The sequence below is a fragment of the Steroidobacter cummioxidans genome (assembly GCF_003104955.1).
Window position 1 is genome coordinate 44,655 of record NZ_LSRW01000084.1, and the last position, 20,573, is coordinate 65,227.

The window sequence follows — 20,573 nt, forward strand, 5'->3', positions numbered from 1 at the left end:
TCAACGGCTCACCAATTTCCGCTTCGCGCACAAGGACATGAGAATACCGAAACCGGCCATGAGGGTCACCATCGCAGTACCGCCGTAGCTGACGAAAGGCAGCGGCACACCCACCACTGGCAGCAGGCCGGTGACCATGCCGGTATTGACGAAAACATACACGCAGAACGTCAGCGCCAGGCTGCCCGAGGCGAGCCGCGAGAACGTGTCGTGTGCAGTCGCGGCCAGATACAGAGCGCGACCGATGACGAACATGAACAACAGAATGATGGTTACGAGGCCGATCAGGCCCCATTCCTCGCCGACCACGGCGAAAATGAAATCCGTCGAGCGCTCCGGCAGGAATTCCAGCTGCGCCTGGCTGCCGTTGAGATAGCCCTTGCCGAACACGCCGCCCGAGCCGATCGCGATCTGCGACTGGATGATGTGATAGCCCGAGCCGAGCGGATCGTTTTGCGGATCGAGGAAGGTGAGCACTCGTTGCTTTTGATAGTCGTGTAGCAAGAAATGCCACGCGCCGATGGCCACGGGGACCAACAGACTGACCACGGACAGAATGTATTTGATCTGCAGGCCAGCCAGCAGCACGACCATGCCGCCGCCGGCGGCGACCAGCAGCGACGTGCCCAGGTCGGGTTGCTCGGCAATGATCAAGGTCGGAATGCCGATGCCGAGCGCCAGCACCAGCAGCGTGGGGAAACTCGGCGGCAGGGGACGCTCATGCAGAAACCACGCACAGGCCAGTGGCACGGCGAGCTTCATGATTTCGGAAGGCTGGAAGCGCACGAAGCCGAGATCGAGCCAGCGCTGCGCGCCCATCGCAATATCGCCCTGGATCATCACCGCGAGCAGCAGCAGCAGCCCGGTCACCCAGGCGACCGGCGCGGCATTGCGGATGATCCGCGGCGGCACCTGAGCGAGCATGATCATCGCGATCAGACCGAGCGCGAAGCGCATCAGCTGCGCTTCGAGCATATCCAGACTGCTGCCCGAGGCGCTGAACAGCACGATGCTGCCGATCGCACCGACCATACACAGCGCGATGAACAGTGGGCCGTCCAGATGCAGCGCCAGCAGCAGCTGTGCGGTGCCGGTCAATGTGCGCTGAGTGCGCGAGGTATCGACCGCGTCCAGGCTGCTCATTCGGTCTCTCCTCGACGCGGTGTCGCGACTGGCGGCGCCGGCTTGCGTTTCGCGTCCTGCTCCGCCAGCTGCTCGGGCGTCAGCAGATAAGTATCCAGAATGCGACGTGCGATCGGTGCGGCGAACGCCGAGCCGCCGCCCGGAGCGTTTTCGACCACCACTGCGACCGCGATGCGCGGCTCTTCAACGGGTGCGAAGGCAATGAACAACGCGTGGTCACGCAGATGCTCCGCGAGGTCGCCGGCTTTCCGCATTTTTTCGTTGGCCGCGACCGTGAACACCTGCGCCGTGCCGCTCTTGCCCGCGATCTTGTACATCGCGTTGGCAGTCGCGCCACGCGCGGTACCGTAGGACGCGTTGGCGACGTCGAACATACCGCCGACTGCGACATCCCAAGCCGCTGGATCGTTGACATGCGGAGAGGGCAGTTGCGACGGCGGCAGTTCCTCGACCTGACCCGTCGTCACATTGCGAATGGCGCGCACCAATCGTGGCTTGAAGCGCTGACCCCGGCCGGCGATGGTCGCAGTGGCATGGGCCAGCTGCAGCGGGGTCGCGTTCATGTAGCCCTGGCCGATACCGATACTGATGGTATCGCCGGGGAACCACATCTGCGCCTCCTTGCGGCGGAACGCTTTTTTCTTCCAGTCCGTCGACGGCAGCAGGCCGATCTTCTCGCCTGGAATATCGATGCCGGTAATGGCGCCCATGCCGAACTGCGTCAGGTAGTTGTGGATGCGATCCACGCCCATCTGATTGGCGATGTCATAGAAGTACACGTCGCACGAAGTCGCGATCGCCTTGCGCATGTCCACGTGGCCGTGGCCGCCGGGCTTCCAGTCGCGCCACGGTCTGCTCACGCCGGGCATACGATAGGCGCCACGACAGAAAACGCTGTTCGCGGGGGTGACCACGCCATATTCGAGCGCAGCCATGGCCATCATCGGCTTCACCGTCGAGCCCGGCGGATACACACCGCGAATCACGCGGTCGAACATGGGTCGATCCGGATCTTCGGTCAGCGCCAGGTATTCGGGTCGCGTCAGGCCGCGAGCAAACATGTTCGGATCGAACGCGGGCGTGCTGACGAAGGCGATGATGTCGCCATTGGCCGGATCGATCGCCACCGCCGAGGCGCGCTGGCCCCGCAACGCCTCTTCCGCCGCCCGCTGCACCCGCATGTCGATGGTCAGGATCAGATCGTTGCCGGCGACCGGCTCCTTGCGATCGAGCTTGGCCGCTTCGTTACCGATGCGCTCGACACTGCGTCCCTGGGCATTCACCAGCAGTTGCTGGAAGCCTGCTCGGCCGTGCAGCTGACTTTCATAGGCGTATTCGACGCCGTTCTTGCCGGTGAGCGTGGTGCCGGCATAGTCGTCCAGGTTCAGACGTTTCTTGTCGTCTTCACTGATCGCGCCGACGTAGCCGAGGGCATGCACGCTGCTTTCGGCGAGCGGGTAGTAGCGCGTCAGACGCGGGCGAATCTCGACGCCCGGAAACTGATGGCGGCGCGCCGCGAACCGTGCCAGCTCGAGCTCAGTGAGCTGCAACTTGATCGGCACCGCATCGAAGCTGCGACGGCCCCGCAGATCGCGCTTGATGGCCGGAATGTTGTCCTGGTCGATCAGGCCGATCTCGGCGATGCCATGCAGGGTCGCATCGATGTCGGCGACCTGCTCCTTGGTCAATTCCAATTGATAGGACGGCGCGTTGGTGGCGAGCGGCAGACCGTTGCGATCCAGGATCAGGCCGCGATTCGGCGGAATCGGCTCGATGCGGATCCGGTTACCTTGCGACAGCGCGGCGAAGTAGTCGTACTTGACCACCTGCAGCCACACCAGGCGCGAAATCACCAGCCCCATGGCGATGACCATGAACACCGCCGCGATGACCGCCCGCTGCTCGAACAGCTGGCTTTCGGCGTGATGATCTTTGATGCGGACGGAGCGAGGCATGCGCTAGGGCCTGTGAAGACTCATTTGGGACCGGCGCGAGGCGCTACCGGTTCCTCCGATTCCAGGTATCCAGGGTTGCGACCAGGATGGGCCACAGGATCGCGCCGCTGATCACCGGCAGCCAGCGCATCCAGGTCGTGACCGGCTGACCGATGATGCCATCGAGCCAGAACACGATGAATTGATACAGCGCCAGAAATGCAAACACGGTGAGCGTCTGCTGGGACAGCGGAAAGATACGGATACGCAGCTGAAACTTGTGCGTCAGATACGCAACGACCAGAAAGGCCAGCGCGTGTTGCCCGAGGATGATGCCCTTGAGCACGTCGATGGCGAGCCCGCAGAACCAGGCGAACAACAGACCGGAGATGCGCGGCGCGCTCAGTGACCAGTAAATCACCAGCAACAACAGCAGATCGGGCCGCGCCGCGTTGATCGGCTCGGGCAATGGCAACACCGCGAAAATGATCGCCAGGATCACCGTGAAGGTGACGCGCAGGCGACTGATACGACCGTCACTCACGATGGTTCGTCCGGGCCCTGGCTGAGGAGGAGGGCGTCATTTAATCCTGGGGCGGTTGTGGCTGCGGCTGAGCGGCTGGCGCGGGCGCAGGCGTCGCAGTAGCTGTGTCGGCTGCAGGCTTCGATTCTGTAGCCGCCGGCTTGGCGGGCTTGTCCGCGGGCGGCTCGACCGGCGCGGGCGTATCCGCCCACAGCAGCAGCACTTCGCGATCGCGATCGAGCTGGGCCAGCGGCCTGGCTTCCACCAGCGCGAACGTATCGGCCGGATTGCGCTCCACTTTGCTGACTCGGGCGACCGGATATCCGGCCGGAAAAATGCCATCGAGGCCCGAGGACACCAGCAGGTCGTCGGCCTTCACATCCGATTCCACCGTCATGTACGGCAGGCTGAGCTTGCTCAGATCGCCCGCGCCGACCGCGATGGAGCGGATGCCATTGCGGTTCACCTGCACCGGGATGGCGTGCCCGGAGTCGCTGATCAGGATGATCGTCGAGGAGTATTTGTCCACCTGAACGACCTGACCGAAGATGCCGAACGCGTCCAGCACCGGCTGATTCTTGAACACGCCGTCGTCGGTGCCCTTGTTGATTCGCACCCGGTGACGGAATGGATCGACATCGACCCGCATGATCTCGGCGATCATGGTCCGGCCGCCGACGCCGGCCGAGGCTTCGCGCACGGCCCGCAGCCGGACGTTCTCCTCACGCAGGGAATCGAACTGCAGCAGTTTGACGCGGGCTTCGTTCAGCTCTTTGGAGAGGTCGGCGTTTTCGGTGCGCAGGCGCTCGCGGTCGGCGAAGCTGCCGGTCAGCCAGTCCCAGGCCTGGCCGGGCGTCTGCACGACGGCATAAACCGGCGAGGCCGCGGCGCCCAGCCATTCGCGCACGGTTTCCAGATAGTTGCCGCGATGGTCGAGCATCATGATGCCGACCGAGACCAGGCCGAGAAAAAACAACCCGGCGCCGAGCGGCGGGCCTCGGCCAATGATGTTCCGGCTATCGGAGCTCAGCGTGACCATTTAGTTATGCGCAGGCGAACCCTCTGTCAGTTCGCCGGAAGGGCTATTCCAGATTGAATAGCGCGGGGCCGTGCTCGTCGATCAGCTCCAGCATGCGGCCGCCGCCGCGGGCCACGCAGGTGAGCGGATCTTCGGAGACCACCACCGGCAGGCCGGTTTCTTCCATCAGCAGCTTGTCGATGTCACGCAGCAGTGCGCCACCGCCGGTGAGCACGATGCCGCGCTCGGCCACGTCCGCGCCCAGCTCGGGCGGCGTCTGCTCGAGCGCGACCTTCACCGCGCCGACGATGCCGGCCAGCGGTTCCTGCAACGCTTCGAGGATTTCGTTCGAATTGAGTGTGAAGCTGCGCGGCACGCCTTCGGAAAGGTTGCGGCCCTTCACGGAAATCTCGTTGACCTGCTGGCCAGGATAGGCCGAGCCGATCTCGATCTTGATCTTCTCGGCGGTGGCTTCGCCGATCAGGATGCCGTAGTTACGGCGTACGTAATTGATGATGGCGTCATCGAAGCGGTCGCCGCCGATGCGCACCGACGATGCGTACACGATGCCGTTGAGCGAAATGACCGCGACTTCGGAAGTGCCGCCACCGATGTCGAGCACCATCGAGCCGCGGGCTTCGTGCACCGGCAGACCGGCGCCGACTGCGGCGGCCATCGGCTCTTCGATCAGTCGCACCCAGCGGGCGCCGGCGCCTTCGGCCGACTCCTGAATGGCGCGACGTTCCACTTGCGTGGAGCCGTACGGCACGCAGATCAGCACGCGTGGGCTGGGACGCATCAGACGATTACCGTGCACCTTCTCGATGAAGTACTGCAGCATCTTCTCGGTGACGGTGAAGTCGGCGATTACGCCGTCTTTCATCGGGCGGATGGCGGTGATGTGGCCGGGCGTGCGACCCAGCATGTTCTTCGCTTCCTGACCGACGGCTTCGATTTTCTTGCCGGCGCGACCCGGCTCTTCACGGATCGCGACTACCGAAGGCTCGTTCAGCACGATGCCTTTGCCGCGCACGTAAATGAGGGTATTCGCAGTCCCCAGATCGATCGACAGGTCGTTGGAAAAATACCCGCGGAGGTTTTTGAACATGGTTGTTGTGCGTCGAGCGACGGGTCGAGGCGCGAGGGAAGGGGGGCAAAAAAGTTGCGGTACTCTAGCAACGGGTTTCACATAGCACAAGCTTTCAGGTGTATGATTAGCCCGCATTTTTCCAGGGATTTTTGCGGTCTTTTCGGCTCCTCATTGCGCCTCCGCCTGATGCTGCGGTGGGTGTGGGGTCTCACTGATGCAAATTCTTTCCAGATATTCCAGCGGAAACTTTCGGCCATGAGTCTTACCGATCACGATGTGAAAAACATCGCGCACCTGGCGCGCCTCGCGCTTACCGAGGAACAGTTGCCGGTGTACGTGGACAGCCTGTCGAAGATCTTCGACTTCGTTGCGCAGCTCAACGCCGCGGATACCGCGTCGGTCGAGCCGATGGCGCATCCGCTCGCCGATCAGGTGCAGCGCATGCGGCCGGATGAAGTGCTGGACAACGACCAGCACGCCAAATATCAGCGCAACGCCCCGCGCGTCGAAGCGGATCTGTATCTCGTGCCCAAAGTCATTGAATAAGCGACCGACCCATGACTGAACTGCATCATCTGACCTTGGCCGAGCTGAACGAGGGATTGCGGGCGCGCCGCTTTTCCAGTGTCGAGCTCACCAAGCATTTTCTGGCGCGAATCGAGCGCTTGAACCCGACGCTGAATGCGTTGATTACCGTAACTGCCGAGCAGGCGCTGGTCGCGGCGCACCGCGCCGACGAGCAGCTGGCCTCGGGAGAGGCCGGTGCGCTGGCCGGCATGCCGCTGGTTCACAAAGATATCTTCTGCACCGACGGTGTATTGACCACCTGCGGCTCGCGCATGCTGTCCAACTTCGTCGCGCCTTACGACGCCACCATCGTCGAGAAGCTGTCGCAATCTGGCGTCGTCATGCTGGGCAAAGCGAACATGGATGAGTTCGCGATGGGCTCCTCCAACGAGACCAGCTTCTACGGGCCGGTGAAGAACCCGTGGGACCTGAAGAAAGTGCCGGGCGGCTCGTCGGGCGGCTCGGCCGCGGCGGTGGCCGCTCGACTCGCGCCGGTGGCAACCGCCACTGACACGGGTGGCTCGATTCGCCAGCCCGCCGCCCTCACCGGGTTGACCGGGTTGAAACCCACTTATGGGCGCGTATCTCGCTACGGGATGATCGCATTCGCTTCCAGCCTCGATCAGGCCGGCACGTTGACCTACACCGCCAAAGATGCGGCGCTGGTATTGCGTGACATGGCGGGTTTCGATCCGCGCGATTCGACGAGCGTCGACACGCCAGTGCCCGACTACGTCGCGGCCCTCGATCAGCCGCTTGCCGGCTTGAAGATCGGCCTGCTCAAGGAGTTCTTCGAAGGCGGCCTGGAAGAATCCACTGCCAAGCTGATCCGCGAGGCGCTGCAGGTGTACGAGCGGCTCGGCGCGAAGCTCGTCGAAGTGAGCTTGCCGAACCTGCCGCTGTCGGTGCCCACCTATTATGTGGTCGCGCCGGCGGAGTGCTCGTCGAACCTGTCGCGCTTCGACGGCGTGCGTTTCGGTTATCGCTGTGAGAATCCCAAGGACCTGGTCGACTTGTACAAGCGCTCGCGAGGCGAGGGCTTCGGGGCCGAGGTCAAGCGTCGCATCATGACCGGTACGTATGTGCTCTCGGCCGGTTACTACGATGCGTATTACCTGCGCGCGCAGAAGATTCGCCGTTTGATCACCGACGATTTCGCGCGTGCCTTCCAGCAAGTGGACGTGTTGATGGGTCCTACCTCGCCGACGCCGGCGTTCGACATCGGCGCCAAGGTCGACGATCCCATCACCATGTACTTGAACGACATCTACACCATCGGTGCCAATCTCGCGGGCCTGCCGGCCCTGTCGATTCCTTGCGGTGCCGTGGGTGGTCTTCCGGTCGGATTGCAGATCATCGGTCCGCACTTCGCCGAGGCCAAATTGCTCAACGTCGCGCACGGCTATCAGAACGAAACGCTGTGGCACCGGGACATTCCTAAAGGTTACGAATGATGAGCTGGGAAACCGTCATCGGTTTGGAAATTCACGCGCAGCTGGCAACGCGCAGCAAGATCTTTTCCAGTGCCGCCACCGCGTTCGGCGCCGCGCCGAACGCACAAGCGAACCTGGTCGATCTGGGCTATCCCGGCGTGCTGCCGGTGTTGAATCGCGAAGCAGTGCGCATGGCTGTGAAGTTCGGTCTCGCGGTCGGCGCGCAGATCTCGCCGCGTTCCATCTTCGCGCGCAAGAATTACTTCTATCCCGACCTGCCGAAGGGCTATCAGATCAGTCAGTACGAGAAGCCGGTGGTCGAGAAGGGCACGATGCAGATCCTGCTCGAGGACGGCACGGTCAAGGTCGTCGGCATCACGCGCGCGCATCTCGAAGAGGACGCGGGCAAGTCGCTGCACGAAGACTTTCAGGGCGCCTCGGGCATCGACTTGAATCGCGCCGGCACGCCGCTGCTGGAAATCGTTTCCGAGCCCGACATGCGCTCGGCCAAGGAAGCGGTCGCGTATCTGAAGAAGATCCATACGCTGGTGCGCTATCTGGAGATCTGCGACGGCAACATGCAGGAAGGCTCGTTCCGCTGCGATGCCAACGTCTCGGTGCGCCCGGTGGGCCAGGAGAAGTTCGGCACGCGTTGCGAGATCAAGAACCTGAACTCGTTCCGTTACATCGAAAAGGCCATCAACTACGAAGTGGCGCGCCAGATCGAAGTGATCGAGTCCGGCGGCAAGATCGTGCAGGAGACCCGTCTGTTCGATCCGGACAAGGGCGAGACGCGCTCGCTGCGCTCCAAGGAAGAGGCCAACGACTATCGTTACTTCCCGGATCCGGACCTGCTGCCGGTGGTGATCGAGCGGGATTTCATCGAGAGCGTGCGCACCACGCTGCCGGAGTTGCCGGATCAGAAGGCGGCGCGCTACATCGAGAAGTTCGGTCTGTCCGCGTACGACGCCGGTGTGCTGACCGCAAGCCGCGAGATGGGCGATTACTACGAAGGCGTGCTCGCCGCGCTGAAGTCGAAGAATCTCGAAGGCAACGAGAAGCTCGCCGCCAACTGGACGATGGGCGAGCTGTCGGCGGCGCTCAACAAGGATGGCGTCGAGATCACGCAGACGCGCATCAACGCGGAGCGGCTCGCGGGCTTGTTGGCGCGCATTGCCGACGAGACCATCTCGGGCAAGATCGCCAAGGAAGTGTTCGAGGCGATGTGGGCCGAGGGTCAGGATGCCGACGCCATCATCGAAGCCAAGGGGCTGAAGCAAATCACTGACACGGGCGCCATCGAAAAGACCATCGACGAGGTCATGGCGGCCAATCCCAAGCAGCTGGCCGACTATCGCTCCGGCAAGGACAAGCTGTTCGGCTTCTTTGTCGGTCAGGTGATGAAGGTCACCGGCGGCAAGGCCAACCCGGCCCAGGTCAACGATTTGTTGAAGAGGAAGCTGGCGGGTTGAATGGGCGAATTGGGGCGCAACTGGCCCTGTTGAAAAAGCAGCTCGCGGGCTAATGTAACGGCGGATGAGTAACATCATCCGCCTTCCTGTCACCCCGGCCGTTACACCTCTCATGCACGATCGCGATTGCCTGCACAGATTCCTGTTCGAGCACTATCCGATTCGCGGCCACATCGTCCATCTGGACGCATCGTGGCGCGCGTTGCTGGAGCATCGCGAGTATCCGTCGGTCATTCGTGACACGCTGGGCGAGGCGGTTGCCGCTTCGGTGCTGCTGGCGGCCACGTTGAAGTTCGAGGGCACGCTGAGCCTGCAGCTCAAGGGGCAGGGGCCCATGCATCTGATGCTGGCCCAATGCTCGGATACATTGGGCGTGCGAGCGGTGGCGCGCTACAAGGAAGCCGAGTATCGACCCGATCTGGCGTCGCTGTCCGGCGAGGGCAGCCTCACGGTCACGGTCGAGAACGAAGACTTGTCGCAGCGCTATCAAGGCATCGTGCCGCTGGATGGCGAGCGGCTGTCAGGTTGCCTGCGCAACTATTTCGAGACGTCCGAGCAGCTGCCGACGAGATTGTGGCTGCATGCGGATGAGAACGGCGCGTCGGGGTTGCTGTTGCAGCGATTGTCGGGTGACTCGGTGAAGTCGCGCATTGCCGGTTCGCGCGCGCACGAAATGAATCGAGCCGAGGTCGATGACGCGTGGAATCGAGTGCAATTGCTCGGTGACACGTTGAAGCCGGAAGAGCTGCAGACGCTGAGCGATCGAAACATCCTGCGTCGTTTGTTCGCCGAAGACGATGTGCGGTTGTTCGAATCGGCGCCGGTGTTCTTCAGGTGCCGCTGCTCTCGCGAGCGGGTCGTCGGCATGCTCAAAGCGCTGGGACCGGAAGAAGTGCGCTCGGTGCTGGCGGAGCAGGGGCACGTCGAAGTGCGTTGTGACTTCTGCAACAGAGCGTATCGGTTCGATTCGGTCGACATCGAGCAGCTGTTCGCCGGTGCGGCCACGCCGACCACCGACGCGCCTGATCGGCGGCACTGATCGTTTTCGTGAAGACGGTCACACTCGCTGGCGTCAAGAACAATCGGTCTCTCGCATCGCGGCAACAACCTTCAGGTTGCGTCACATAACGTTGCACCGCGCTTACGGACAATGTCTGGTCAGTTTCATGATCAGAGATCGAAGTGCGTATATCCGGTGCTTGGTTCGCGTGTCTGGTGGCGGTGGGGCTGGGGGGTTGTAACGACGATTCCAGTATTGCGGCCCGGCTCGGCAACACGATCGACGGGCTTTCTCGAACGGTCGGCGGCGTCGTCGCCGGTCTGTCAGGAACCGTCGAACTGCAGAACGGCACCGAAGTCATCGCTGTTTCGACCAACGGTGCATTCTCTTTTCCGACGCCCACGCGCGTTGGCGGGCCGTACGCAGTCAGTGTGCGCACTCAACCCGCTGGTGCGACCTGCACAGTAGCGAACGGCAATGGCACCGTCGGCGCGTCGAATGTGACCAATGTCGCTGTCAGCTGCCAACCGAACACGCATCTCGTCGGCGGCTCGGTCACGGGTCTCATTGGCTCGCTGACTCTGATCAACGGCGGCGAAACTTACACGACCAGCACCGACGGTCCGTTCTCGTTTGCTACGCCGATGGCCGAAGGTGCAGCGTATTCGGTCAGCGTCCACAGCCAGCCCGCCGCTCAGACCTGCTCCATCAGCAATGGCTCCGGGACAATGGGCACGGCGGATGTTGCGACGGTCGATGTCGTCTGTTCCGTCAACACGGCCACTGTGGGCGGTTCCGTCTCGGGCCTCATCGGCAGCGTGGTCGTGCAAAACAACGGCGCCGATACTCGCACGATCAGCAGCGATGGCCCGTTCGATTTTGCCACCGCGATGGCGTGGGGCAGTTCCTATAACGTGTCGATTCAATCGCAGCCGGCCGGGCAAACCTGCACGGTCGGCAACGGCGGTGGCATCGTGGGTGCGAGCAACGTGGTGAGCGTGACGATCACTTGTTCGACCAACACGTACACTGTGGGCGGCACGGTGTCCGGTCTCTCCGGCACGGTCGCGCTACAGAACAATGGCGCGGACATGATCGTGATCAGCAGCAACGGCAGCTTCACGTTCTCTACGCCGGTCGCGCAGGGAGGCATTTATAACGCGACGGTGCAGGCGCACCCGGTCGGGCAAACGTGTGTGATCGTCAACGACAGCGGCGTTATGGGCGCGAGCAACGTTACGAACGTGGGCGTAACGTGCGCGTACATTCAGACGACGATCTCCGTCGCGGCGCGCGCGAGCATCCCCGTTGGATCGGGTACTGGCACGCTGCAGGTGACTAACACGGGTTCCGTTATAGCCAGCAACGTTGCGGCGACGCTGCCGTCGGGCTGGACCGCAGTGACCCAGGACGCTTCGGATTGCGTTGCTCTGTCACCGGGCACCTCTTGCAATCTGGTGTTCTCGTCGACGGCGCCCTACATCGCCCAAGGTGGCATCGAGATCGCTGCATCGAACGTTTCGTCGCCGCCGCAAGTGGCGCTGGCCTTTACGATCGGCGGGTTTTCGGTGTTCTCCGTCGATTCGGTCAGCACCGCCACCGTGATCGATTCGGCCTATCGAGGCAGCGGACGTTGGGCATTGGTCCATGCCATGACTGGCGCCGATAGTCTGACTGATGGCGCTGCAAACACTGCTTTACTGTCGAGTGCCGGCTCGCCCGCCGCGGACTCGTGCCTGTCGAGCACGGCTGGCGGCGTCCCTACGGGTACTTGGTATCTGCCCGCGGTCTGTCAGCTGACGAACGCCCTTGGCTTCGCGGGCTGTCCGGCGGGTACGCCGAACATCTACGACAACCTGCTGGTACTGGGATTCAATCCGGCTTACAGCATGCCCAGTCCTATCTGGAGCTCCACGGAGTACGCATTGGCTCCGGACACTTTCGCGTGGGCCGTAACCCCTTACGATGACTGGAATGAGAGCAACCTGGCCAAGAGTTTCAATCAACCGGTGCTGTGCGCTCGCTCGATCGATTACTGAGAGGGGCGCGGCAGTAGCGTAAAGTGTCGCGCATCCGTTCCAATCTGGAGCGGCAGGTGCGAGGTTGAGTCGTGAAGGCGGTTTTGTTTTCCGAGTTTGGCGGCCCGCTTCAGTGCGTCGATGTTCCCGATCCCACGCCCTCGCGTGGCGGGGTGGTCATTCGTGTGGCTGCGTCCGGCATTTGTCGCAGCGACTGGCACGGCTGGATGGGGCACGACGCGGACGTCCGCCTCCCTCATGTGCCCGGTCACGAGCTCGCCGGTGTCGTTGCCGCCGTCGGCGCGAATGTCACCCGCTTCAAAGTGGGCGATCGAATCACCGTGCCATTCGTCAGTGGCTGCGGCCGCTGTGAGCAATGCGCGCAAGGTCAGCAGCAGATCTGCGCCTCGCAGTTTCAACCGGGATTCACTGCGTGGGGCTCGTTCGCGGAATTCGTGGCCATCGACTACGCGGACATCAATCTCGTCGGCCTTCCAGAATCTATCGACTTCGTTACCGCAGCCAGCCTGGGCTGCCGATTCGCGACGTCATTCAGAGCCATCGTCGATCAGGCTCGCGTGCAGCCCGGCGAGTGGGTGGCGATTCATGGCTGCGGAGGCGTGGGCTTGTCGGCGATCATGATCGCGAATGCCATGGGCGCGCGCGTGATCGCGGTCGATATCGACCAGGCGAAGCTCGACTTTGCCAAGCGCCTCGGCGCTGAAGTCGGCGTGCTGGCGACGACAGATGTGAGAGCCGCGATCCTCGAGCACACGCGCGGTGGCGCCCACGTCTCGATGGATGCGCTCGGCAGCCGCGTCACTTGCTACAACTCGATCGCCTGCCTGCGACCGCAAGGTCGCCATGTTCAAGTGGGCCTGATGCTCGGCGCTCACGCCGATCCGCCGGTGCCAATGGGCTTGGTCATCGCCAAGGAACTGCAGGTCATGGGCAGCCACGGCATGCAGGCCCATCGCTATGGGGCCATGCTCGACCTGATCCTCACGGATCGAGTGAAGCCCCAGCTCATGGTCGAGAAGACCATCTCCCTGACCGCAGCCCCCGCCGAGCTGGCCGCCATGGACAGCTTTCGCGGCCCAGGCATCACCGTAATCAACGACTTCAATCACTGACCAGAACCGCCGGCAGTCGGGTAATTCGTTGCTAGACAATGGATTACGACTCCTGCGGTCGTGAGCTACCGCACAGCTCGGGGAGCCGGCCGTGACACCTGACCCTTGCCTCGCGTATAGTGCTGGCCGTCCATATAAAGATATCTTTATATCCTTAAGTCGCCGACACTGATATGCCGAGCTTCCTGTCCGCCGTATCTGCGTTGCGAGCTGCTGCCGAGCCCACTCGGCTGCGGCTGCTTGCGCTATTGGCGCGCGCGGAGCTGACGGTAGGCGAGATCTGCGAGGTGATCGGCCAGAGCCAGCCACGCGTTTCACGGCATCTCAAGCTGCTCTGTGACGCCGGGCTGTTGGATCGATTTCGCGAGCAGCTGTGGGTGTACTACCGCGCGCCGGCGTCCGGTGAGGCGCGAGATACCGTGTGGCAGCTGCTGGCGCTGGTGGATGAAGAGGATGACGTCCTCCGCCGCGACCGGCGCCGTATGGAGGAAGTCATTGCAGAGCGCGGTCGCCGCGCGGCGGGCCACCTCGCCGTCGAGGAATCGCTCGAGAAGACCTCCGATGTGGTCGATGCCACCGTCCTCGAAGAACTGGCGAGCGAGCCGATCGGCGCGCTGCTGGATGTCGGCACGGGCTCGGGCCACATGCTCCAGCTCCTCGGCGCCAAGGCGACGCGTGCGGTCGGCGTCGACATTTCCAGTGATGCCTTGCGCCTCGCGAGAACCAAAGTGCACGGCGCGGGCCTGAGCCACTGCGAGCTGCAGCGGGGCGATATGTACGACCTGCCGTTCGCAGCGCCGCTGTTCGATACCGTCGTCGCCGAACGAGTGCTGGCGGGAGCGGAGCGTCCGCTCGTAGCCCTCGCCGAAATCGCACGAACACTCAAGCACGGCGGTCGCGCCGTAATCATCGAAGACTTCGACTCGCTGAGTTCGACGTCTGCCGCGAATCCCATCTCCACTCTGCGCGAATGGTTCGCCAAGGCAGGGTTGGACGTTTCCCGTGTGCGTCCTGTGGACACCGAAGCAGGTCATCTGCTGGTGGCTGTTGGCAGGCGCGTGGCACGCAGCACGGCGGCGGCCTGAGGCCGCGCCACCAGTCATTTCGAGGAAGAACAAGATGTCAGTCGAGCAGCTCAAGGATCAAATCGGCAACGGCCTGAGCAAACTGCGTGGCCGACCCACGGTGTCGTTCGAGTTCTTCCCGCCGAAGGACGAAACGATGGAAAAGACGTTGTGGGAGTCAGTCGAGCGCCTCGCGCCGCTGCAGCCTCGCTTCGTGTCCGTGACTTATGGCGCCGACGGCTCAACCCGCGCGCGTACCCACAACATCGTTACGAAAGTTCAGAAGAACACCGCGCTGACTGCAGCTCCGCATCTGACCTGCATCGGTGCGCCCCGCGAAGAGATTTTGGATATCGCCCGTGACTACTGGGCCAGCGGCATTCGTCACATCGTGGCGTTGCGCGGTGATCCGCCGCAGGGCACGACGAAGTACGTCCCGCATCCGCAGGGGTTCGCATATGCCGTCGATCTGGTGAAGGGGCTGAAGTCGGTCGCCAACTTCGAGATCTCCGTCGCCACCTATCCGGAGCCGCATCCGGAATCACCGAGTGCGGAGTTCGAACTGACCAATCTCAAGGCGAAGATCGATGCCGGTGCGGATCGCGCCATCACCCAGTTCTTTTTCGATACGGGATTGTTTCTGAAGTTTCGCGACCAGTGCGCGGCGTCCGGGATCAAAGCCAGCATCGTGCCGGGCATTCTGCCCATCACGCGCTTCCCGCAGATGTTGCGCATGGCCCAGCGCTGTGGCGCGAGCGTGCCCGGTTGGTTGAGCGATCGCTTCGACGGTCTCGACGATGACGCGGATACGCGCCGTTTGATCGCGGCCGCGGTGGCGATCGAACAGGTGCAGGAGCTGCAGAAGCACGGTGTCGAGGAATTCCACTTCTACACGTTGAATCGTGCCGAGCTGAGCTATGCCATTTGTCATGCGCTCGGCGTACGGCCGGTGTTGGCGCAGGCGGCGGTGGGTTAAGGAAGCAAGAACATGAATCGCACTGAACGAATTGCCACTCTACGTCGCCTGCTGACCGAGCGCATCGTGATGCTCGACGGCGGCATGGGCACCATGATTCAGGGTTACAAGCTCACTGAAGCCGACTATCGCGGCGAGCGCTTCAAGGACTGGCCGTGCGATCTGAAAGGCAACAGCGATGTCCTGGTGCTGACGCGGCCGGAAATCATCAAGGCCATTCACACCAAGTACATGGAGTCGGGCGCGGATATCGTCGAGACGAATACGTTCACCGCGAATTATTCGTCGCAGGCCGATTACCAGATGGAACATCTGGTGCGCGAGATCAATCTCGCCGGTGCCACAGTGGCGCGCGCAGCGGCGGATGAATACTTCGCGAAGACCGGCGAAGTGAAATTCGTCGCGGGCGCGCTGGGGCCAACCAATCGCACGGCGTCGCTGTCTCCGAACGTCAATGACCCGGCGTTCCGCAACATCGATTTCGACCAGCTGTCGGACACCTATCTGATCGGCGCGCGGGCGTTGATCGAAGCCGGCGTCGATATTCTGCTGATCGAGACCATCTTCGATACACTCAACGCGAAGGCTGCGATCTACGCGGCGCGCCACGCGATCGATGAGGCGGGGATCGATATCCCCATCATCATTTCCGGCACCATCACCGACGCGTCGGGTCGTACGCTCTCGGGTCAAACCACCGAAGCGTTCTGGAACTCGGTGAGTCACGCCAGGCCGCTGGCGGTCGGCTTGAACTGCGCGCTCGGCGCCAAGCAGCTGCGTCCGTACATCGAAGAGATGTCGCGCATCGCCGATTGCTACGTCAGTGCGTATCCGAACGCCGGCTTGCCGAATGCTTTCGGTGAGTACGACGAGCATGCATGCGAGACCGCCGAGCTCGTCAAAGAGTTCGCAACCAGCGGTTTCGTGAACATCGTCGGCGGTTGCTGCGGCACCACTCCCGACCACATCAAGCACATTCGTGAGGCCGTCGAAGGCGTCAAGCCGCGCAAGCCCCCGGTGCTGGAGAAGCGTGCTCGCCTGTCGGGTCTCGAGCCGTGCAACATCGGCCCCGACAGCTTGTTCGTCAACGTCGGTGAGCGCACCAACGTCACGGGCTCGGCGAAGTTCCGCAAGCTGATCGAAGCGGACGACTACAACGCCGCGCTCGACATCGCGCGTCAGCAGGTGGCGAGCGGCGCGCAGGTCATCGACATCAACATGGACGAAGGCATGCTGGATTCGGAAGCCGCGATGGTGCGCTTCCTGAATCTGATTGCGTCCGAGCCGGACATCTCGCGCGTGCCCATCATGATCGACTCGTCCAAGTGGTCGGTCATCGAGGCGGGCCTGAAGCGCATCCAGGGCAAGGGCATCGTCAATTCCATCAGCTTGAAGGAAGGCGAGGCGGCGTTCATCGAGCACGCGAAGAAAGTGCGTGCATACGGTGCCGCCGTCGTCGTGATGGCGTTCGACGAGACCGGCCAGGCCGACACCGTCAAGCGCAAGGTGGAAAAAATCTGTCAGCGCTCGTATCGCATTCTCACCGAGCAGGTCGGCTTCCCGGCTGAAGACATCATCTTCGATCCGAACATCTTCGCGGTGGCGACCGGCATCGAAGAGCACAACAACTATTCCGTGGACTTCATCGAAGCGACCGCCGAGATCAGGAGGACTTGCCCGCACGCCCATATCAGCGGCGGCGTGAGCAACGTCTCCTTCTCGTTCCGCGGCAACGATCCGGTGCGCGAGGCCATGCACTCGGTCTTCCTGTATCACGCCATCAAGAACGGCATGACGATGGGCATCGTCAACGCCGGTCAGCTGGCGATCTACGAGGACATCAACTCCGAGCTGCGCGAGCGCGTCGAGGATGTGATTTTGAATCGCCGGCCGGATGCGACCGAGCGTCTGCTGGAAATCGCCGCGCGCTTCAAGGGTGAAGTCGGCGCGAAGAAGGCCGAGGACCTGGCGTGGCGCAGTCTGCCGGTCGAAAAGCGGCTCGAGCACGCGCTGGTCAAGGGCATCGACGAGTTCATTACCGTCGACACCGAAGAGGCGCGTCAGCAGGCCGAGCGGCCGCTGCACGTCATCGAAGGCCCGCTGATGGACGGCATGAACGTGGTCGGCGATCTGTTCGGCAGCGGCAAGATGTTTTTGCCGCAGGTCGTGAAGTCGGCGCGTGTCATGAAGAAGGCGGTCGCGCATCTGATTCCGTTCATCGAGGAGGAGAAGGCGCGCTCGGGCCAGGTCGCCAAGTCGAACGGCAAGATCATCATGGCCACAGTGAAGGGCGACGTGCACGACATCGGCAAGAACATCGTCGGCGTCGTGCTCCAGTGCAACAACTTCGAGGTCATCGACCTCGGTGTGATGGTCCCGGCAGAGCGCATCCTGGAGACCGCACGCCGCGAGAATGCGGACATGATCGGTCTGTCGGGCCTGATTACGCCGTCGCTGGACGAGATGGTGCATGTCGCGCGCGAGATGCAGCGTCAAGGGTTCAGTCAGCCGCTGCTGATCGGTGGCGCGACCACGTCGCCGGCGCATACCTCGGTGAAGATCGATCCGCAGTACCAAGGTCCGGTCGTCTACGTGAAGGACGCGTCGCGGTCGGTCGGCGTTTGTCAGCAGTTGGTCACGGCAGCGCTGCGTCGTGAGTTCGTCGAGAAGACCAAGGCGGAGCATGCGGTTCGTCGCGAACAGCACGCGGGCAAGAAAATCAAAGCGCCGCAGCTGACGATCGCGCAGGCGCGAGCGAACAAATTCAACGGCGGTTGGGATTCGTATGTGCCGCCAGTGCCGAAGTTCCTCGGCATCCGCACGTTCGACGACTTCTCGCTGGAAGATCTGACGCGCTACATCGACTGGATGCCATTCTTCAATGCGTGGGAGTTCGGCGGGAAGTTCCCTGACATTCTCACCGACCCTGTCGTCGGCGAGCAGGTCAGCAACTTGTACGCAGATGCCCGGCGCATGTTGAAACAGGTCGTGCGTGAGCGCTGGCTCACCGCGCGCGGCGTATTCGGTTTGTTCCCGGCGAACAGCGTCGACGACGACGACGTTGAAATCTACACGGACGAGTCACGGACTCGCGTGCTCACGAAGCTGCACTTCCTGCGTCAGCAGAAGGGCAAGCCGACGGGTCAGTCGCACGATGCTCTGGCGGATTACATCGCGCCGAAGTCCTCTGGCCGCCGCGATTACATTGGCGCGTTCGCTGTGACGGGCGGCATCGGCATCGAGCCGCATCTGGAACGATTCGAGAAAGCGCACGACGACTATTCGAGCATCATGCTCAAGGCGTTGGCGGACCGCTTCGCTGAAGCGTTTGCCGAGCGCATGCATGAGCGCGTGCGTCGCGAGTTCTGGGGCTATGCGCCCGAAGAGCGCTTCACCAACGATCAGCTGATCAAGGAAGAGTATCGCGGCATTCGTCCGGCGCCGGGCTATCCGGCCTGCCCGGATCACACCGAGAAGGCGACGTTGTGGCAGCTACTGGATCCGGTCGCGAACGCGGGCATCAAGCTCACCGAGTCGTTTGCGATGTATCCGACAGCGGCGGTGAGCGGCTGGTATTTCTCGCATCCGGGCTCGCATTACTTTGCGGTCGGCAAGATCGATGTCGATCAGGTGCAGAACTACGCCGCGCGCAAGAAGCTCTCGTTGGAGGAAGCGCAGCGCTGGTTGTCGCCGAACCTGGGTTACGACCCCGATTCGGACGCGGACGCGGCCTGAGGCAGATCCACGGCGCCGCGGCTCCTGCGCGGCGCCAGTGAGAACGGCTGCTCGATCACCAGAAACAGCACTGCTGATGAAATCAGCGTGAGCAGCAGCATCGGTATCAGCAGCAGCCAGTGCAACTCGGATTGCTGACCCGTCGGTGGCAGCACCAGGCCGATCGCCATGAAGCCGCCTTTCAGCGCGAGCCCGTGCAGCAGGTAGTACGAGTAGCTCATATTTCCCAGCCATCGCAGCGGCGTCCAAGAGAATGCCGACGGCAGCCACGCTTGCGGCGTGCGGAAACAGGCCAGGCAAAAAACCAGGAACGCGACGAATAGAATCAGGATTTGGCAGGCCTCGCCGAACCGGCCGCCGACCGGCAACAGCATCGCGGCGAGGCCAATGAGAAGCGCCGTCAGCCCGGCGCTGCCGGAAATGCGCAGCTTGCTGTGACTCATCACTTCGTGCAGCACGATTCCAGAGACGAACATGAGCAGCCGGATCGGTCCGCCCGCCATCCCCAGGGACGCGGCGAGAACCACTGTCATCGACAGGAAAAAAATCAGGCGCCACGTGACCGTACGATCGCGCAGCTTGAGTGCCGCCATGAAGACGGGCAGCGCCAGGTAGTAGAACATTTCATAGCTCAACGACCACGCCACGGTGATCATGGGCTGGATCGGCAACAGGCCCGGCAGCAGCAGATAGTTTTCCAGCAGATACAGCGCCGCACCGTCCTTGGGAATCTTGTTCTCCGAGGGCAACAGGAATGACAAAGCGACATACAGTGCGAATACAGCTGTAAACGCGGGATAGATTCGCTGCAGCCGTCGCGTGAAGAAGTGCAGGAAGGATTGCTGGCGCGTCAGCAGCGAGCCGTAGATCAGGTAGCCGCTGAGCACGAAGAACAGATCGACGCCGCTATTGCCGATGATGCGCAATGCCCCGGCGACGACGCCAAGCGACGCATCTGCTGCGATCCACGGCTCGAGCAGCGATTCGTAATGAACCAGGAACACCAGCAGTACGGCCAAGCCACGCAGGCCCTCCATGGGCCTGACGTTATGGGCACTTCCGCCACGCGCCAGTTCGAAGCTTTCCCTCAGCCAGTGCAACAAGATGTCCGTCCCGTCCCGCCGTGTTCTTATGAATTTGTTTTTGCTGTTTTGTGCGGTTTGTACCTAACCTGAACGCTGCACTGCAACTTTTTCAAAACGGACTGTAGCCCCATCCGACACTCGTGCTGTGAGCGCGGCTGGCGGCGCGGCTGCCGCAGAACGCAGTGAGCAGGGCGCCTCGCTGTGAAATCCAGGGTTTCACGCAATTTGCGCAATTGCCGTGGCCCGCCAGATCTGCATAGCAGTGCTGTGGGGCAGCAGGGCAGGTACAATGCCCCGCCGGTCATAACAGCGGCGGCCGCACAGCCGCAGGCCGATTTCTCAGGCGATTTCAGGGCCTGTCTCTTATACACATCTCCGAGCC

15 protein-coding genes are annotated in these 20,573 nt (G+C 62.4%); 9 read left to right on the top strand and 6 right to left on the bottom strand.

Annotated features, from left to right (window positions below):
* Genes rodA through D0550_RS29465 form a run of 5 tightly spaced genes read right to left on the bottom strand, consistent with a single transcriptional unit; the run spans position 1 to position 5,726 of the window.
* Positions 1–1,143, bottom strand: a complete 1,143-nt coding sequence (rodA, locus tag D0550_RS29445) for a rod shape-determining protein RodA (RefSeq protein ID WP_116812768.1) — start codon at positions 1,141–1,143, stop codon at positions 1–3.
* Positions 1,140–3,098, bottom strand: coding sequence for a penicillin-binding protein 2 (mrdA, locus tag D0550_RS29450; RefSeq protein ID WP_116812769.1), 1,959 nt, complete (start codon positions 3,096–3,098; stop codon positions 1,140–1,142). The genes rodA and mrdA overlap by 4 nt, the downstream gene beginning before the upstream one ends.
* Positions 3,099–3,141: 43 nt before the next feature.
* Entirely contained in the window at positions 3,142–3,621 is a 480-nt protein-coding gene (mreD, locus tag D0550_RS29455; protein ID WP_161966122.1) for a rod shape-determining protein MreD, read from the bottom strand.
* 40 nt (positions 3,622–3,661) lie between these two features.
* A complete protein-coding gene (gene mreC / locus D0550_RS29460; protein ID WP_116812771.1) occupies positions 3,662–4,639 on the bottom strand; it encodes a rod shape-determining protein MreC in 978 nt (325 codons plus the stop codon).
* Positions 4,640–4,682: 43 nt separating this feature from the next.
* A complete protein-coding gene (locus tag D0550_RS29465) occupies positions 4,683–5,726 on the bottom strand; it encodes a rod shape-determining protein (protein WP_116812772.1) in 1,044 nt (347 codons plus the stop codon).
* A 237-nt stretch (positions 5,727–5,963) separates the two neighbouring features.
* On the opposite strand from D0550_RS29465, the gene gatC reads away from it, so the two are divergent.
* The 9 genes from gatC to metH all read left to right on the top strand — a co-directional run bounded on the left by gatC (position 5,964) and on the right by metH (position 19,106).
* Complete coding sequence (gene gatC / locus D0550_RS29470) at positions 5,964–6,254, top strand: Asp-tRNA(Asn)/Glu-tRNA(Gln) amidotransferase subunit GatC (RefSeq protein ID WP_116812773.1); 291 nt, start codon at positions 5,964–5,966, stop codon at positions 6,252–6,254.
* Between the two features lie 20 nt (positions 6,255–6,274).
* On the top strand, positions 6,275–7,729 hold the full coding sequence (gene gatA, locus D0550_RS29475) for an Asp-tRNA(Asn)/Glu-tRNA(Gln) amidotransferase subunit GatA (protein WP_116812785.1): 1,455 nt from the start codon (positions 6,275–6,277) through the stop codon (positions 7,727–7,729).
* Positions 7,729–9,180 carry an Asp-tRNA(Asn)/Glu-tRNA(Gln) amidotransferase subunit GatB gene (gene gatB / locus D0550_RS29480; protein WP_116812774.1) on the top strand — a complete coding sequence of 484 codons (1,452 nt, stop codon included), beginning with the start codon at positions 7,729–7,731 and terminating at the stop codon, positions 9,178–9,180. Before gatA ends, gatB begins: the two co-directional genes overlap by 1 nt.
* A gap of 64 nt (positions 9,181–9,244) precedes the next feature.
* A complete protein-coding gene (gene hslO / locus D0550_RS29485) occupies positions 9,245–10,219 on the top strand; it encodes an Hsp33 family molecular chaperone HslO (RefSeq protein ID WP_206606612.1) in 975 nt (324 codons plus the stop codon).
* 143 nt (positions 10,220–10,362) lie between these two features.
* Positions 10,363–12,219 (top strand): hypothetical protein, encoded by a 1,857-nt coding sequence (locus D0550_RS29490; protein WP_153067412.1) that lies wholly within the window; start codon positions 10,363–10,365, stop codon positions 12,217–12,219.
* Positions 12,220–12,290: 71 nt separating this feature from the next.
* Positions 12,291–13,331 (top strand): zinc-dependent alcohol dehydrogenase family protein, encoded by a 1,041-nt coding sequence (locus tag D0550_RS29495; RefSeq protein WP_116812777.1) that lies wholly within the window; start codon positions 12,291–12,293, stop codon positions 13,329–13,331.
* A gap of 173 nt (positions 13,332–13,504) precedes the next feature.
* On the top strand, positions 13,505–14,416 hold the full coding sequence (locus D0550_RS29500; protein ID WP_116812778.1) for an ArsR/SmtB family transcription factor: 912 nt from the start codon (positions 13,505–13,507) through the stop codon (positions 14,414–14,416).
* A gap of 34 nt (positions 14,417–14,450) precedes the next feature.
* Positions 14,451–15,371 carry a methylenetetrahydrofolate reductase gene (metF, locus tag D0550_RS29505; RefSeq protein WP_116812779.1) on the top strand — a complete coding sequence of 307 codons (921 nt, stop codon included), beginning with the start codon at positions 14,451–14,453 and terminating at the stop codon, positions 15,369–15,371.
* A gap of 12 nt (positions 15,372–15,383) precedes the next feature.
* Complete coding sequence (gene metH, locus D0550_RS29510; protein ID WP_116812780.1) at positions 15,384–19,106, top strand: methionine synthase; 3,723 nt, start codon at positions 15,384–15,386, stop codon at positions 19,104–19,106.
* Here metH and D0550_RS29515 read toward each other — a convergent pair.
* Positions 19,073–20,143 (bottom strand): acyltransferase family protein, encoded by a 1,071-nt coding sequence (locus D0550_RS29515; protein WP_206606613.1) that lies wholly within the window; start codon positions 20,141–20,143, stop codon positions 19,073–19,075. The genes metH and D0550_RS29515 overlap by 34 nt on opposite strands.
* Positions 20,144–20,573: the final 430 nt, after the last annotated feature.

What these genes read in the sequence shown, in the direction of transcription:
- rodA (WP_116812768.1), bottom strand. Translation starts at nt 1,143, where the DNA reads ATGAGCAGCCTGGACGCGGTCGATACCTCGCGCACTCAGCGCACATTG.
- mrdA (WP_116812769.1), bottom strand. Translation starts at nt 3,098, where the DNA reads ATGCCTCGCTCCGTCCGCATCAAAGATCATCACGCCGAAAGCCAGCTG.
- mreC (WP_116812771.1), bottom strand. Translation starts at nt 4,639, where the DNA reads ATGGTCACGCTGAGCTCCGATAGCCGGAACATCATTGGCCGAGGCCCG.
- D0550_RS29465 (WP_116812772.1), bottom strand. Translation starts at nt 5,726, where the DNA reads ATGTTCAAAAACCTCCGCGGGTATTTTTCCAACGACCTGTCGATCGAT.
- gatC (WP_116812773.1), top strand. Translation starts at nt 5,964, where the DNA reads ATGAGTCTTACCGATCACGATGTGAAAAACATCGCGCACCTGGCGCGC.
- gatB (WP_116812774.1), top strand. Translation starts at nt 7,729, where the DNA reads ATGAGCTGGGAAACCGTCATCGGTTTGGAAATTCACGCGCAGCTGGCA.
- hslO (WP_206606612.1), top strand. Translation starts at nt 9,245, where the DNA reads ATGAGTAACATCATCCGCCTTCCTGTCACCCCGGCCGTTACACCTCTC.
- D0550_RS29500 (WP_116812778.1), top strand. Translation starts at nt 13,505, where the DNA reads ATGCCGAGCTTCCTGTCCGCCGTATCTGCGTTGCGAGCTGCTGCCGAG.
- metF (WP_116812779.1), top strand. Translation starts at nt 14,451, where the DNA reads ATGTCAGTCGAGCAGCTCAAGGATCAAATCGGCAACGGCCTGAGCAAA.
- metH (WP_116812780.1), top strand. Translation starts at nt 15,384, where the DNA reads ATGAATCGCACTGAACGAATTGCCACTCTACGTCGCCTGCTGACCGAG.
- D0550_RS29515 (WP_206606613.1), bottom strand. Translation starts at nt 20,143, where the DNA reads ATGGAGGGCCTGCGTGGCTTGGCCGTACTGCTGGTGTTCCTGGTTCAT.